Source organism: Streptomyces albireticuli, assembly GCF_021228125.1.
GTDB classification, from domain to species: domain Bacteria; phylum Actinomycetota; class Actinomycetes; order Streptomycetales; family Streptomycetaceae; genus Streptomyces; species Streptomyces albireticuli.
In genome coordinates, this window is sequence record NZ_JAJQQS010000022.1 from 54,619 (window position 1) to 68,228 (window position 13,610).

Annotated in this window: 11 protein-coding genes; 8 read left to right on the top strand and 3 right to left on the bottom strand. The window is 71.0% G+C overall.

Annotation, left to right across the window (positions count from 1 at the left end):
* Positions 1 to 27 precede the first annotated feature (27 nt).
* From LUZ64_RS31290 to LUZ64_RS31300, 3 genes are all read left to right on the top strand, one after another.
* A complete protein-coding gene (locus LUZ64_RS31290) occupies positions 28 to 1,965 on the top strand; it encodes an IucA/IucC family protein (RefSeq protein WP_232390448.1) in 1,938 nt (645 codons plus the stop codon).
* A gap of 124 nt (positions 1,966 to 2,089) precedes the next feature.
* Positions 2,090 to 2,830, top strand: a complete 741-nt coding sequence (locus LUZ64_RS31295) for a GNAT family N-acetyltransferase (RefSeq protein ID WP_095579926.1) — start codon at positions 2,090 to 2,092, stop codon at positions 2,828 to 2,830.
* 264 nt (positions 2,831 to 3,094) lie between these two features.
* Positions 3,095 to 5,074 carry an ATP-dependent DNA helicase gene (locus LUZ64_RS31300; RefSeq protein WP_095579928.1) on the top strand — a complete coding sequence of 660 codons (1,980 nt, stop codon included), beginning with the start codon at positions 3,095 to 3,097 and terminating at the stop codon, positions 5,072 to 5,074.
* Between the two features lie 140 nt (positions 5,075 to 5,214).
* On the opposite strand, the gene lexA is transcribed toward LUZ64_RS31300, so the two are convergent.
* The gene (lexA, locus tag LUZ64_RS31305) at positions 5,215 to 6,000 is read right to left on the bottom strand and encodes a transcriptional repressor LexA (protein ID WP_095579930.1); all 786 of its coding nucleotides are present in this window, start codon (positions 5,998 to 6,000) and stop codon (positions 5,215 to 5,217) included.
* Positions 6,001 to 6,570: 570 nt separating this feature from the next.
* Here lexA and nrdR point away from each other — a divergent pair.
* Together nrdR and LUZ64_RS31315 are read left to right on the top strand one after the other, a co-directional pair.
* On the top strand, positions 6,571 to 7,086 hold the full coding sequence (gene nrdR, locus LUZ64_RS31310) for a transcriptional regulator NrdR (RefSeq protein WP_095579932.1): 516 nt from the start codon (positions 6,571 to 6,573) through the stop codon (positions 7,084 to 7,086).
* A gap of 117 nt (positions 7,087 to 7,203) precedes the next feature.
* Positions 7,204 to 10,077: a vitamin B12-dependent ribonucleotide reductase gene (locus tag LUZ64_RS31315; RefSeq protein ID WP_095579933.1), complete on the top strand. Its 2,874-nt coding sequence runs from the start codon at positions 7,204 to 7,206 to the stop codon at positions 10,075 to 10,077.
* Positions 10,078 to 10,218: 141 nt separating this feature from the next.
* Here the strand turns inward: LUZ64_RS31315 and LUZ64_RS31320 are convergent, their stop codons facing one another.
* Together LUZ64_RS31320 and LUZ64_RS31325 are read right to left on the bottom strand one after the other, a co-directional pair.
* Positions 10,219 to 10,752: a TerD family protein gene (locus LUZ64_RS31320; RefSeq protein WP_095579935.1), complete on the bottom strand. Its 534-nt coding sequence runs from the start codon at positions 10,750 to 10,752 to the stop codon at positions 10,219 to 10,221.
* A 77-nt stretch (positions 10,753 to 10,829) separates the two neighbouring features.
* Positions 10,830 to 11,282, bottom strand: a complete 453-nt coding sequence (locus LUZ64_RS31325; protein ID WP_095579937.1) for a nuclear transport factor 2 family protein — start codon at positions 11,280 to 11,282, stop codon at positions 10,830 to 10,832.
* Positions 11,283 to 11,388: 106 nt separating this feature from the next.
* Between LUZ64_RS31325 and LUZ64_RS31330 the strand changes: the two genes are divergently transcribed.
* Genes LUZ64_RS31330 through LUZ64_RS31340 form a run of 3 tightly spaced genes read left to right on the top strand, consistent with a single transcriptional unit; the run spans position 11,389 to position 13,478 of the window.
* On the top strand, positions 11,389 to 12,012 hold the full coding sequence (locus LUZ64_RS31330; RefSeq protein WP_095579938.1) for a TetR/AcrR family transcriptional regulator: 624 nt from the start codon (positions 11,389 to 11,391) through the stop codon (positions 12,010 to 12,012).
* Positions 12,009 to 12,839 carry an arylamine N-acetyltransferase family protein gene (locus LUZ64_RS31335; protein ID WP_095579940.1) on the top strand — a complete coding sequence of 277 codons (831 nt, stop codon included), beginning with the start codon at positions 12,009 to 12,011 and terminating at the stop codon, positions 12,837 to 12,839. Before LUZ64_RS31330 ends, LUZ64_RS31335 begins: the two co-directional genes overlap by 4 nt.
* A 33-nt stretch (positions 12,840 to 12,872) precedes the next feature.
* Positions 12,873 to 13,478 (top strand): YdbC family protein, encoded by a 606-nt coding sequence (locus LUZ64_RS31340; RefSeq protein WP_095579942.1) that lies wholly within the window; start codon positions 12,873 to 12,875, stop codon positions 13,476 to 13,478.
* The last annotated feature ends 132 nt before the right edge of the window (positions 13,479 to 13,610 follow it).

Sequence of the window (13,610 nt, forward strand, 5' to 3'; positions counted from 1 at the left end):
CGCCGTGGCATGCCCGCCGCACACCGCATGAACGCACCCCACGGGACGGACGCGTCCACCGCCGGCCAGGAGCGCGAGCCGGGCCGGCCGCCCGGGCCCGTGGCCCCCGCGCTGCCCCGCCAGAGCGGCCACCCCGGCGAGCCCCCCAAGGCCGCCCCGGACCCCCTGGAACACCCCGATCCGAAGACCGCCGCGGACGCCGCCACGGTGGAGGGCCTCCTGCGCTGCTGGGTCCGGGAGAACGACCTCGCCCGTCCCGACGGCGACGCCCTTACGGTGCCCCTCACCGCCAGCGGCACCACTCTGCGCGTGCCCGTGCGTCACTGGTCCGCCGTCGGCTGGCACCGCTTCGGCCCGCCCGCCCTGGCGGACGGCCCCGCCGACGCCCCGGCGGTCGACGCCGTCACTCTGGCCGCCCTCCTCACCCGCGAGGCCGCGCACCACGCCACGCGCGCCGGCGGCACCCCCACCGAGGACGGCGCCGAACTCGTCGGCCGGGTCGCGGACTCGGCGCGCAGGACAGCCGGATTCCTGGCGGCCCGCCGTGAGCGGCCCGCCGACCCCGACACCAGGGACCTCTTCCTCCACGCCGAGCAGTCCCTGCTCCTGGGGCATCCCCTCCACCCGGCTCCCAAGAGCCGCGAAGGGCTCTCCGAAGCGGAGTCCCACCGCTTCTCCCCGGAGGCGCGCGGGTCCTTCCCGCTGCACTGGCTCGCCGTCCACCGCTCCCTGCTCGCCACCGACTCGGCCTGGACCGAGCGCGGCCGCGCCGTGGACGCCGTCACCCTGGCCGTCCGGCTCGCGGGCCCGGGGCTGCGCGTGCCCCCGGACACCGTGCCGCTGCCGCTCCACCCCTGGCAGGCGCGCGACCTCCACAGCCGTCCCGCCGTGACCGCGCTCATGGACGCCGGACTCCTCCGCGACCTCGGCCCCTTCGGCGAGTCCTGGTACCCCACCTCCTCCGTTCGCACGGTGCACCGCCCCGGCGCGCCCGCCATGCTCAAGCTCTCCCTGGGGCTGCGCATCACCAACTCCCGCAGGGAGAACCTCCGTAAGGAGCTGTGGCGGGGCGTGGAGGTGCACCGGCTGCTGCGCAGCGGGCTCGCCGAGCGCTGGCGCGCGGCCTGCGCGGGCGGGCTGGGCTTCGACATCGTCCGCGACCCGGCCTGGCTCGCCGTCGACGCCCCGGACGGCACCCCGCTCACCGGCCTCGACGCCGTCATCCGGCACAACCCCTTCGGCCCCGGCGACGACGCCGCCTGCCTGGCCGGGATCGTCTCGCCGCGCCCCTGGGCGGACGGCCCCGAACCACCGGGCCCCGCGGGACACCTCACCATGCACTCACGGCTCGCCGATCTTGTCGCCCGGCTCGTCCTGCGTACCGGCCGGCCCGCCGGAGCCGTCTCCGCGGAGTGGTTCCTGCGCTATCTGGAAGCCGTCGTCCGCCCCGTCCTGTGGCTCGACGGCCAGGCCGGCATCGCCCTGGAGGCCCACCAGCAGAACATCCTCGTGCTCCTGGACCGGGACGGCTGGCCGGTCGGCGGGCGCTACCGCGACAACCAGGGCTACTACTTCCGCGAGTCCCACCGCGAGCCGCTCGACCGGCTGCTCCCCGGGATCGGCACCGAGAGCGACACCTTCGTCTCCGACGAGGTGACCGACGAGAGGTTCGCCTACTACCTCGGCATCAACAACGTCCTCGGGCTGATCGGCGCCTTCGGTGCCCAGCGTCTCGCCGACGAGCGGATCCTGCTCGCCGCGCTCCGGCGCTTCCTCAAGGGTGCCGCCACCGGACCGGCCGCGACCCGCTCGCCCCTGCCCGCCCGCCTCCTGGAAGCGCCCACCCTGCGCTGCAAGGCCAATCTGCTGACCAGACTGCACGGGCTCGACGAGCTCGTCGGACCGGTCGACACCCAGTCCGTCTACGTCACCATCGCCAACCCCCTGGTCACGTCCACCGGATGACCGGCGGCCTCCGATCCCGGGCGAACGCGGTCCGGGGACCCGGGTGAACGGAGCCCGGGTCCCCGGCGCGCCGGGGAACGACGGCTTCCGGACCGACGGGAAGCCCTCGAAAGGAGCGTGTGCCGTGCAACCCACCGACCCCAGTGTCCACTCCAGCACCGAGGACACCCTCGATCTGAGGCTTCCGGACGACTTCGTCGAGCTCATCGCCTGCGAACAGCCGGAGGCGCCCACCGGCGGGCCCGGCGGGTGGCTCCCGGGCGGGCCCGGCCGAGGGCCCGGCCGTGGCGGCCACGACCTCCTCGACTCCCTCGCCGAATGGGGCCCGGTCGCCACCCCGGTGGGCGGCTTCCAGCTCGTCCCCGTCCGGCTGGAGCGTGATCTCCCGCTGCTCGCCCGGTGGATGAACGATCCGGCGGTCGCCGCCTTCTGGGCGCTCGACGGCCCCGAGAGCGTCGTCGAGGCCCATCTGCGCGCCCAGCTCGACGGGGACGGCCGCAGCCTCCCCTGCCTCGGCGTGGTCGGCGGCGTCCCCATGAGCTACTGGGAGATCTACCGCGCGGACCTCGACCCCCTCGCCCGCCACTACCCCGCCCGGCCGCACGACACCGGGGTCCACCTCCTGATCGGCAGGGTCGCCGACCGGGCCCGCGGGATCGGGAGCCGGCTGCTGCGGGCCGTCGCGGACCACATCCTGGATCACCGGCCCGCCTGCGCCCGGGTCGTGGCCGAGCCGGACCTGCGCAACACCCCTTGCGTGGCGGCTTTCCTCAGCGCGGGCTTCCGGCTGACCGGTGAGATCGATCTGCCGGGGAAGCGCGCGGCGCTGATGATCCGCGACCGCGCCCTGCGCGCGCTCCTCTGACACCCCGGCCGGAGCAACTCGGGGCGTCCGGGACCGATTTCCGCTCACTCGTACGGGCGGAGATCGCGCGGCACCGCCCGTACCGCGCCCGTACCGCCGCCGGGCGAGGGATCACGGCGCCGGTCCCGCGCTCCGCCCTCCCGCCTCCCGACGTGACCTTTCTCCCTCCGCTCTCCTTCCGGGCACCGCCCATGCCGCGATCCGTCCCACTGATTCCGGAACAGCGTCGGTGATGTCAGTGCCGCCCCTTAGGGTGGAAGAGCTATGACTCCCTCCTCCTCGCCCTCCCTCGCCGACCTGCTCCACGCCGCCGTCACCGCCGTCGGCGGCACCGAGCGGCCCGGCCAGGTCACCATGGCCGAAGCCGTCGCCGAAGCCGTCGACGGCGGTGACCACCTGCTGGTGCAGGCCGGCACCGGCACCGGCAAGTCCCTCGGCTATCTGGTGCCCGCCCTGGCCCACGGCGAGCGCGTGGTCGTCGCGACCGCCACGCTCGCGCTCCAGCGCCAGCTCGTCGAGCGCGACCTTCCGCGCACGGTCGACGCCCTCCAGCCGCTGCTGCGCCGCCGTCCGCAGTACGCCATGCTCAAGGGCCGGTCGAACTACCTGTGCCTGCACCGGCTCCACGAGGGAGTGCCGCAGGAGGAGGAAGAGGGCCTCTTCGACCCCTTCGAGGCCGCGGCGCCGACCAGCAAGCTGGGCAAGGACCTGCTGCGTCTGCGCGACTGGTCGGACGAGACCGAGACCGGTGATCGTGACGACCTCACCCCCGGGGTCTCCGACAAGGCCTGGTCCCAGGTCTCCGTGACCTCCCGCGAGTGCCTGGGCGCGTCCAAGTGCGCGTACGGCGCGGAGTGCTTCGCCGAGGCGGCGCGCGAGCGCGCCAAGCTCGCCGATGTCGTGGTCACCAACCACGCCCTCCTCGCCATCGACGCGATCGAGGGCGCCCCGGTGCTCCCCAGCCATGAGGTGCTGATCGTCGACGAGGCCCATGAGCTGGTCTCCCGGGTCACCGGCGTCGCCACCGGCGAGCTCACCCCGGGCCAGGTCAACCGGGCGGTGCGCCGCGCGGCCAAGCTGGTCGACGAGAAGGCGGCGGACGGCCTCCAGACGGCCGCCGAGGGCTTCGAGCGGCTGATGGAGCTGGCGCTGCCGGGCCGCCTGGAGGAGCTTCCGGAGGATCTCGAGTACGCCCTGGCGGCGTTGCGCGACGCCGCTCGTACGGTGATCACCTGCATCGGCAACACCCGCGACAAGTCCGTCCAGGACGAGGACGCCGTCCGTAAGCAGGCCCTCGCCGCCGTGGAGAGCATCCACACCGTCGCCGAGCGCATCGTCGAGGGCTCCGAGTACGACGTCGTCTGGTACGAGCGCCACGACCGCTTCGGCGCGTACCTGCGCGTCGCCCCGCTCACGGTGTCGGGCCTGCTGAGGGAGAAGCTCTTCGCCGAGCGCTCCGTGGTCCTGACCTCCGCCACGCTGAAGCTCGGCGGCGACTTCAACGGCGTGGGTGCCTCCCTGGGCCTCGCGCCGGAGGGCACCGGCGGCGCGGACGTCCCGCAGTGGAAGGGCGTCGACGTCGGATCGCCCTTCGACTACCCCAAGCAGGGGATCCTCTACGTGGCCCGGCACCTCTCCCAGCCCGGCCGGGAGGGCAGCCGCACGGACATGCTCGACGAGCTGGCCGAGCTGGTGGAGGCCGCCGGCGGTCGCACGCTGGGGCTGTTCTCCTCGATGCGCGCCGCCCAGGCGGCCGCGGAGGCACTGCGCGGGCGGCTCGACACGCCGATCCTGCTCCAGGGCGAGGAGACCCTCGGCGAGCTCATCCGGAATTTCGCCGCCGACGCCCGCACCTGTCTGTTCGGCACCCTGTCGCTGTGGCAGGGGGTGGACGTGCCGGGGCCGAGCTGCCAGCTCGTCGTGATGGACCGGGTGCCCTTCCCGCGTCCCGACGATCCGCTGATGAGCGCCCGCCAGAAGGCCGTGGAGGAGGCCGGCGGCAACGGCTTCATGTCCGTCGCCGCGACCCACGCGGCGCTGCTGATGGCCCAGGGCGCGGGCCGGCTCGTAAGGGCCTCGGGGGACCGGGGCGTCGTGGCGGTGCTCGACCCCCGGCTGGCCACCGCCCGCTACGGCAGCTTCCTGCGGGCGTCGATGCCGGACTTCTGGTACACCACGGACCGTAATCAGGTGCGCCGCTCGCTGGCCGCGATCGACGCGGCGGCCAAGGCCGAGGAGAAGTAGCGGAGCGGCGTGCGGCCCCGGCGCGCCGGGGCCGCACGTACGGATCGGGATGCCGGGCGCGTGTCCACCGCGCCCGGCGGGGTACAGCAGGGCCCCGGAACCGGCGCAGTGGTTCCGGGGCCCGGTCTTACGACGCTCCTTCAGACGCGGCGCAGCACCGCCACCACCTTGCCGAGGATGGTGGCCTCGTCGCCGGGGATGGGCTGGTAGGCGGCGTTGTGCGGGAGCAGCCACACATGGCCGTCCTCGCGCTTGAAACGCTTGACCGTGGCCTCGCCGTCGAGCATCGCGGCCACGATATCGCCGTTCTCCGCTACGGGCTGGCGGCGCACCGTCACCCAGTCACCGTCACAGATGGCGGCTTCGATCATGGAGTCGCCGACCACCTTCAGGACGAACAGCTCACCGTCGCCGACGAGCTGCCGGGGGAGGGGGAAGACGTCCTCGACGGACTCCTCGGCCAGGATCGGACCACCGGCGGCGATCCGGCCGACCAGCGGGACGTACGAGGCGGCGGGCTTGCCGGTGGTGTCGGTCGGCTGGGTGCTGGGCTGATCGGAGCCGCGCACCTCGTACGCCCGGGGGCGGTGCGGGTCGCGGCGGAGGAACCCCTTGCGCTCCAGCGCCATGAGCTGATGGGCCACGGAGGAGGTGCTCGACAGCCCCACCGCCTGGCCGATCTCGCGCATCGACGGTGGGTATCCCCGGCGCTGGACGGAGTCCCTGATCACTTCGATGACCCGCCGCTGCCGGTCGGTGAGTCCCGAGCTGTCCGCCCGGATTCCTGGAGGTCGTCCGGGAAGGGCGCGAGCGGGCTTCTGCCCCTCGGCGGTCATGGCTGCGTCATTCATCGGGTGTGCCTGGTCGAGTCGGTTCTGGGAGCGGTCCTGGGCGGTGATGGTGGCGCTGTCTGCGGTGGTGGTCACGTCGGCCCCTCTCGAAATGTTCTCCCTAGCTGGACAACGGTAGTTGCTTTCGAAAGGTTGCGCCAAACACACGTTCGAGTGAAATATCGAAGATTGGCTGACGCGATCAGGCGAGAGGGTGTACGGCCGAAGATCAATTCGGGCTATTACGGTACCCTTCGGTGCGAAGTCCGGACGGCCGTGCCGGCCCCGCGGGCCCCGACGAGCGGGTGGCCGCACGGGCCGCGGGCGGTGGTGCGGCGTCCCGGAAATGCCGTTCCGCTGCCTCTTCCAGTGTGTCATCAGCGTGTCACGGATGCCCCCACCGGGCCCTTTCCGGGGCGTCTCCCGTAGGGTCGGAATCCGTCCGTGGTGTTCGACACGCGTCCGGCGCGCTTGACCCCCCGGCACCAGATCTAGTGGTTTGATGGGCGTCGGCTACCCACCGGTTGTGGTCGAAGAGCCTCGGCTGGTCATCTCCGGTCGCGGTCATCGCCTATGCTGGGAGCTGCTTCGCAAGGGCCCGAACGAGGGGCCCGGTGAAGCCGGAGATCGTGCACAGTCTTATGAGGGTGAGGAGGGTGGAGAGCCATGCACTGCCCCTTCTGCAGGCACCCCGACAGCCGAGTGGTCGACAGCCGGACCACCGATGACGGTTGCTCGATCCGCAGGCGCCGCCAGTGCCCCGACTGCTCCCGCCGGTTCACGACGGTAGAGACAGCGTCACTGATGGTGATCAAGCGCAGCGGGGTCACCGAGCCCTTCAGCCGCACCAAGGTCATCTCCGGCGTGCGCAAGGCGTGCCAGGGCCGCCCCGTCACGGAGGACGCCCTGGCGAAGCTGGGTCAGCGGGTGGAGGAGGCGGTGCGCGCCACGGGTAGCGCAGAGCTCTCGACGCACGACGTCGGCCTCGCCATACTCGGCCCCCTCCGGGACCTCGACCTCGTCGCCTATCTGCGGTTCGCGTCCGTGTACCAGGCCTTCGACTCGCTCGAGGACTTCGAGGCGGCCGTCGCGGAGCTCCGCGAGCAGCGGCCCGTCACCACCACCGCCGGCGAGCGCGACGGGGACCCCGGGGTCCCCGCACCCGCCACGGCCGCCGAATAGCGCGGCGACACATACAGAGACCTGCCCGGCGCGCCTCGCGCCCCGGGTGAAAGACAGACATCCGCGCCACGGAAGAATTAGGCGCATTAGGGCGTTTTGCCCGTAGAGGGAGGCGGCATGACCGAGACGACGAGCGGCCCGGCACGAGGTTCCCGCTCCAAGGGGACCAAGGGCGCCAAGGGCCTGCGCATCGAGCGCATCCACACGACTCCCGGCGTGCATCCGTACGACGAGGTGGTCTGGGAGCGTCGTGACGTCGTCATGACCAACTGGCGCGACGGCTCGATCAACTTCGAGCAGCGTGGCGTCGAGTTCCCCGACTTCTGGTCGGTGAACGCGGTCAACATCGTCACCAGCAAGTACTTCCGTGGTGCCACCGGCTCCCCCGAGCGCGAGTCCAGCCTGCGCCAGCTCATCGACCGCGTGGTCCTCACTTATCGCAAGGCCGGTGAGGAGCACGGGTACTTCGCGTCCCCGGCGGACGCCGAGATCTTCGAGCACGAGCTGACCTACGCCCTGCTCCACCAGGTCTTCAGCTTCAACTCGCCGGTGTGGTTCAACGTCGGCACCAAGCAGCCGCAGCAGGTCTCCGCCTGCTTCATCCTCTCCGTCGACGACTCCATGGAGTCCATCCTCGACTGGTACAAGGAAGAGGGGATGATCTTCAAGGGCGGCTCCGGCGCCGGCCTGAACCTCTCCCGCATCCGCTCCTCCAAGGAGCTGCTCTCCTCCGGCGGCAACGCCTCCGGTCCGGTCTCCTTCATGCGCGGCGCCGACGCCTCCGCAGGAACGATCAAGTCGGGCGGTGCCACCCGCCGCGCGGCCAAGATGGTCGTCCTCGACGTCGACCACCCCGACGTCGAGGCCTTCATCGAGACCAAGGTGAAGGAGGAGGAGAAGGTCCGCGCCCTGCGCGACGCCGGCTTCGACATGGACCTGGGCGGCGACGACATCACGTCCGTCCAGTACCAGAACGCCAACAACTCCGTCCGCGTCAACGACGAGTTCATGAAGGCCGTCGAGACCGGTTCGAAGTTCGGCCTGCGCGGCCGGATGACCGGTGAGGTCATCGAGGAGATCGACGCCAAGGGCCTCTTCCGCAAGATGGCCGAGGCCGCCTGGGCCTGCGCCGACCCGGGCATCCAGTACGACGACACGATCAACCACTGGCACACCTCGCCGGAGTCGGGCCGGATCACCGCGTCCAACCCGTGCAGCGAGTACATGCACCTGGACAACTCCTCGTGCAACCTCGCCTCCCTCAACCTCATGAAGTTCCTGCGCGACGACGACAAGGGCAACCAGTCGTTCGACGCGGTGCGCTTCGCCAAGGTCGTCGAGCTGGTCATCACGGCGATGGACATCTCCATCTGCTTCGCCGACTTCCCGACCGAGAAGATCGGTGAGACCACCCGCGCCTTCCGCCAGCTGGGCATCGGCTACGCCAACCTCGGCGCCCTGCTGATGGCCACCGGCCACGCCTACGACAGCGAGGGCGGCCGCGCGCTCGCCGGTGCCATCACCTCCCTGATGACCGGCACCTCCTACAAGCGCTCCGCCGAGCTGGCCGCCGTCGTCGGTCCGTACGACGGCTACGCCCGCAACGCCGACGCCCACAAGCGCGTCATGAAGCAGCACGCGGACGCCAACGGCACCGCTCCGCGCATGGACGACCTGGACACCCCGGTGTGGGCCGCGGCCACCGAGGCGTGGCAGGACGTCGTCCGCCTGGGTGAGAAGAACGGCTTCCGCAACGCCCAGGCGTCGGTGCTCGCCCCCACCGGCACCATCGGCCTGATGATGGACTGCGACACCACGGGTGTCGAGCCGGACCTGGCCCTGGTCAAGTTCAAGAAGCTGGTCGGCGGCGGCTCGATGCAGATCGTGAACAACACGGTCCCCAAGGCCCTCAAGCGCCTCGGCTACCAGCCGGAGCAGGTCGAGGCGATCGTCGCCCACATCGCCGAGCACGGCAATGTCATCGACGCCCCGGGTCTGAAGGCCGAGCACTACGAGGTCTTCGACTGCGCCATGGGCGAGCGCGCGATCTCCGCCATGGGCCATGTGCGCATGATGGCGGCCGCGCAGCCGTTCCTGTCCGGTGCGATCTCCAAGACCGTGAACCTTCCCGAGTCGGCCACCGTCGAGGAGGTCGAGGAGGTCTACTACGAGGGCTGGAAGCTCGGTCTGAAGGCGCTCGCGATCTACCGCGACAACTGCAAGGTCGGCCAGCCGCTCTCCGCGAAGAAGAAGGAGGAGAAGGCCGCCCCCGCGGCCGTCGCCCCCGTCCCGGAGAAGGTCGTCGAATACCGTCCGGTCCGCAAGCGCCTCCCCAAGGGCCGCCCGGGGATCACCACCTCCTTCACGGTCGGTGGCGCCGAGGGCTACATGACCGCGAACTCCTACCCGGACGACGGTCTCGGTGAGGTCTTCCTCAAGATGTCCAAGCAGGGCTCGACCCTCGCGGGCATGATGGACGCCTTCTCCATCGCCGTCTCGGTCGGCCTCCAGTACGGCGTGCCGCTGGAGACCTACGTCTCGAAGTTCACCAACATGCGCTTCGAGCCGGCCGGCATGACGGACGACCCGGACGTGCGGATGGCGCAGTCGATCGTCGACTACATCTTCCGCCGCCTGGCGCTGGACTTCCTGCCGTTCGAGACCCGCTCCGCGCTGGGCATCCACTCCGCCGAGGAGCGCCAGCGTCACCTGGACACCGGTTCGTACGAGCCGTCCGACGAGGAGGTCGACGTCGAGGGCCTGGCCCAGTCGGCCCCGCGCCAGCTGGCCGCGCCGAAGGCGGAGGCCCCGGCCCAGCCCGTGGCCGCCGTCCCGGCCCCGAAGCAGGCCCACAACTCCACCGAGCTGGTGGAGATGCAGCTCGGTCTGAACGCCGACGCCCCGCTCTGCTTCTCCTGCGGCACCAAGATGCGCCGCGCGGGCAGCTGCTACCTGTGCGAGGGCTGCGGCTCGACCAGCGGTTGCAGCTGATCCCCGGCCCCGGGCGGGGGTGAATCCCGCCCGGGCGTGAGGTGAACGCGAGGAGGCGGAGCCGGTTGCCGGCTCCGCCTCCTTCGGTATGCGCGAGGCTCTTTTCCGTCCCCTCGTGAGGCGCGCTCGCCGCCCGGCGCGTCACACCGTCCGGATGCTGCCCATGCGCGCGGCGAAGGTCGCCGGGTCGGTGACGAAGGCGTGCGCGCTCGGGTGGAACCGCCAGGCTCCGGAGTCGTCCCGGGTGAACTCCGCGACGGTCGCGGCCGTGCTGGTGGATACGCCGGAGAAGTCGTGGGCCACGAGCTCGGACCGTCCCTCCAGCACCCGGACGGCCGTGTTCGGCACGGCACCGAAGGGCTTACGGCCGTCCTGCTGCTGGACGGCGACGCCGACGACGACACGGACGTACGTGGTCGCCAGCCGGTCGAGTTCCAGGGTCATGACTTCGTCGAAGCCGAAGCCCTGACCGGTGCGGCTGTCCCTGTTGAGGGTGATCGTGCCGTCCGGAGAACGGCTGTCGAAGTGCACCAGGTACGAGGGTGTGCCGTACGGGTCGTGCGCGGGATAGGTCGCGGCGATGATGTCGAGGTCGTGGTCCGGTTCGCCGGAGGGGCTGGGGTCCCACTTGAGTGCCACCTCGACCTTTCCGAGCCCTTTGTTGAGACCGCTCACGGGGCCTCCCCCTTCCTCGGAGCTTCATGCTCGGCGGCATGATGTCGGCAACTGCCAGGAATGTGGCGTTGGTTGACTCATGGTGCCATGGGCGTCCACATGTCGTCCCTGTGTTCGCGACGGCTCTCCCCGTCGGGCGCGTCGACCCGGAGGTCGTTGATGCTGGCCTCGCGGCGGCGCATCAGACCGTCGGCGTCGAACTCCCATTGTTCGTTCCCGTAACTGCGCCACTGCCGGCCGTCCGCATCCTGCCACTCGTAGCGGAAGCGCACGGAGATGCGGTTGTCGGTCCAGGACCACAGCTCCTTGCGGAGGCGGTAGTTCAGCTCCTTCTCCCACTTGCGGCGGAGAAAGGCGCGGATCTCCTCACGTCCCACGATGAATTCGTCCCGGTTCCGCCAGACGCAGTCCTCCGTGTACGCGAGGGCGACGCGGTCGGGGTCGCGGCTGTTCCAGGCGTCCTCGGCGGCCCGTACCTTCGCGCGGGCGGTCTCCTCGTCGAACGGGGGGAGGAGCGGGCGCTGTGTCATGGCATGCCTCTCTTGTCGCGGGGTGCTCTCGAAGCGGGAGAACGCTCGTTCTCTCGATGTCGAGTATCGTAGAGAACGAACGTTCTCTCCGCTAGTGGGGTGTGGCATGGAAGACATCGAGGCCGAGGGCCGTCTGCTCGACGCGGCCGAGGTCCTGTTCTACGGGCACGGGGTCCAGGCGGTCGGCATGGACCGGATCCGGGCCGCGTCGGGGGTCTCCCTCAAGCGTCTCTACCAGTGCTTCGCGTCGAAGGAGGAGCTGGTCGAGGCATACCTGCGGCGACGGGACCGGCGCTGGCGGGGTGCCCTGGCCACTCGTGTCGCCGCGGAGCAATCGGCCGCGGACCGGCCGCTCGCGGTGTTCGACTGGCTCGAAGAGTGGTTCGGCGAGCCGGACTTCAGGGGCTGCGCCTTCCTCAACGCCTTCGGCGAGATGGGGGCGGGCTCGGCGGCGGTGGCCGACGCGGTGCGGGACCACAAGGCCGAGGTGCGCGGCTACCTCCTCGGTCTCGTCCGCGACGCCGGGGCCGCGGACCCGGAGGCGCTGGCCGACCAGCTGGCCGTCATCGTCGACGGGGCGATCACCACGGCCGCCGTCACGGGTGCGCCCGGTGCGGCCGGACGTGCCAGGAGCGCGGCCGCCGTGGTCCTCGCGGCCGCCGGCGTCACGGGCGGGAATACTGAGGGGCGCGAGCGATCGCGAGGAAAGCGGAATCGTGCGACGGGATGAGTGAGTCCATGTGGGGCGGCAAGGAACTGGACCTGGGTGCCTATCTGGCGCGCATCGGTCTGGAAGGACCGGTCAGGGCTGATCTCGCGACGCTGCGGGCGGTCCACCGCGGCCATGTGGCGGCCTTCCCCTTCGAGAACCTGGAAATCCTGCTGGACCGGCCGGTCCGACTGGAGGTCAAGGCACTCCAGGACAAGATGGTGGCGCAGGCCAGGGGCGGTTACTGCTACGAGCAGAACCTCCTGCTCGCGGCGGCCCTGGAGCGCATCGGATTCTCCTTCACCGGGCTCGGCGCGCGGATCCGTATGGGCGGCGACAAGCTGCGTCCCGTCACGCACATGGCGTTGAAGGTGGCCGCCGACGGTGGCGAATGGCTGTGCGACGTCGGCTTCGGCGGCGAGGGGCTGCTGGAGCCGCTGGCCTTCCACGACGGCGTGCCGGTGCGGCAGGGGGGCTGGACGTTTGCCTCGGGCCCTCGGCCCGACGGTACGCGCGTACTGCGCTCGCTCCACCCGGACGGCTGGTTCGACCTCTACGCCATCGGCCCGGAGGAGCGCTTCCCGGTCGACTACGCGGTGATGAACCATTACATCTCCACGCACCCGCACTCGCCTTTCGTCTCCCGTGTCGTGGTGCAGCAGACCACCGCCGAGGCGCGGTGGAACCTGGTGGGCTCGGTGTTCTCCACCGCACGCGCTGATGGTTCGCAGGAGCAACGGGAGATCCCGGCGGATGAGTTGGTGGAACTGCTGGCGAGGGAGTTCCGTATCGAGCTCAGTGAGGCGGACTCCGAGAGGCTTCTGGGGGCGTACTCCTCCGGTACGTGATGTGCGCCCCCTCCGGCGCCGTACGATGGCGCGGTGCTGGTCAAGTGGATTCGCTGCACCGTGACGGACCGCCGTGGTTTCGAGCGGGGGCAGCGGAAATGGGCGGGGTTGCTCGGCGAGCCCGGGTTCCGGGGCCAGGGGGGAGGCTGGAGCCGAAGTCGTCCGCATGTGGCGCACCTCTTCGGCTTCTGGGAGAGCCGGGCGTTCTACGACTCCTTTATGGCGCGCTCGCACGACAGGCTGGCGGCCGCGCAGTCGGGTACGTACAGGGACATCCAAGTGCGGCTCTTCGAGCACCGCTTCGATGTGAAGGTGGGTTTCCGCCCCCAGTTCTCGGACGCGGACGTGGTGCGCGTCGCCCACTGCCGGGTCCGGGAGGACCGGGTGGAGCACTTCACGCTCATGCAGGAAAAGGTCTGGAATCCGGCGATGGCCGGATCCCCGGGCATGCTGCGCGGTCTGTTCGGCCAGGCGCCGGGCCCGGAGTTCCTGGTGCTTTCCATGTGGAACTCCGAGGCCGAGCACGGCAAATACCGGACCGAGCGAGTGGAGCGGCTGGCCCTGCGGGCCCAGACCGAGACGGATGTGGCGGCCATCGGGGGCGACATCGTGTCGATAGAGCCCTCTTGGACGGTATGACCGCCGACCGCTCTTGACGGACTGTTTCCGGCGACTTCCGGTGGCCGTCGGCGACGGGAATCCGCGGCCGGTTCAGACGGGTGACGTGTAGACACCGGCGCGGGCGGCGTCCGCCGCTTGACCGGCCGCGGC

What these genes read in the sequence shown, in the direction of transcription:
- LUZ64_RS31290 (WP_232390448.1), top strand. Translation starts at nt 28, where the DNA reads ATGAACGCACCCCACGGGACGGACGCGTCCACCGCCGGCCAGGAGCGC.
- LUZ64_RS31300 (WP_095579928.1), top strand. Translation starts at nt 3,095, where the DNA reads ATGACTCCCTCCTCCTCGCCCTCCCTCGCCGACCTGCTCCACGCCGCC.
- nrdR (WP_095579932.1), top strand. Translation starts at nt 6,571, where the DNA reads ATGCACTGCCCCTTCTGCAGGCACCCCGACAGCCGAGTGGTCGACAGC.
- LUZ64_RS31315 (WP_095579933.1), top strand. Translation starts at nt 7,204, where the DNA reads ATGACCGAGACGACGAGCGGCCCGGCACGAGGTTCCCGCTCCAAGGGG.
- LUZ64_RS31325 (WP_095579937.1), bottom strand. Translation starts at nt 11,282, where the DNA reads ATGACACAGCGCCCGCTCCTCCCCCCGTTCGACGAGGAGACCGCCCGC.
- LUZ64_RS31330 (WP_095579938.1), top strand. Translation starts at nt 11,389, where the DNA reads ATGGAAGACATCGAGGCCGAGGGCCGTCTGCTCGACGCGGCCGAGGTC.
- LUZ64_RS31335 (WP_095579940.1), top strand. Translation starts at nt 12,009, where the DNA reads ATGAGTGAGTCCATGTGGGGCGGCAAGGAACTGGACCTGGGTGCCTAT.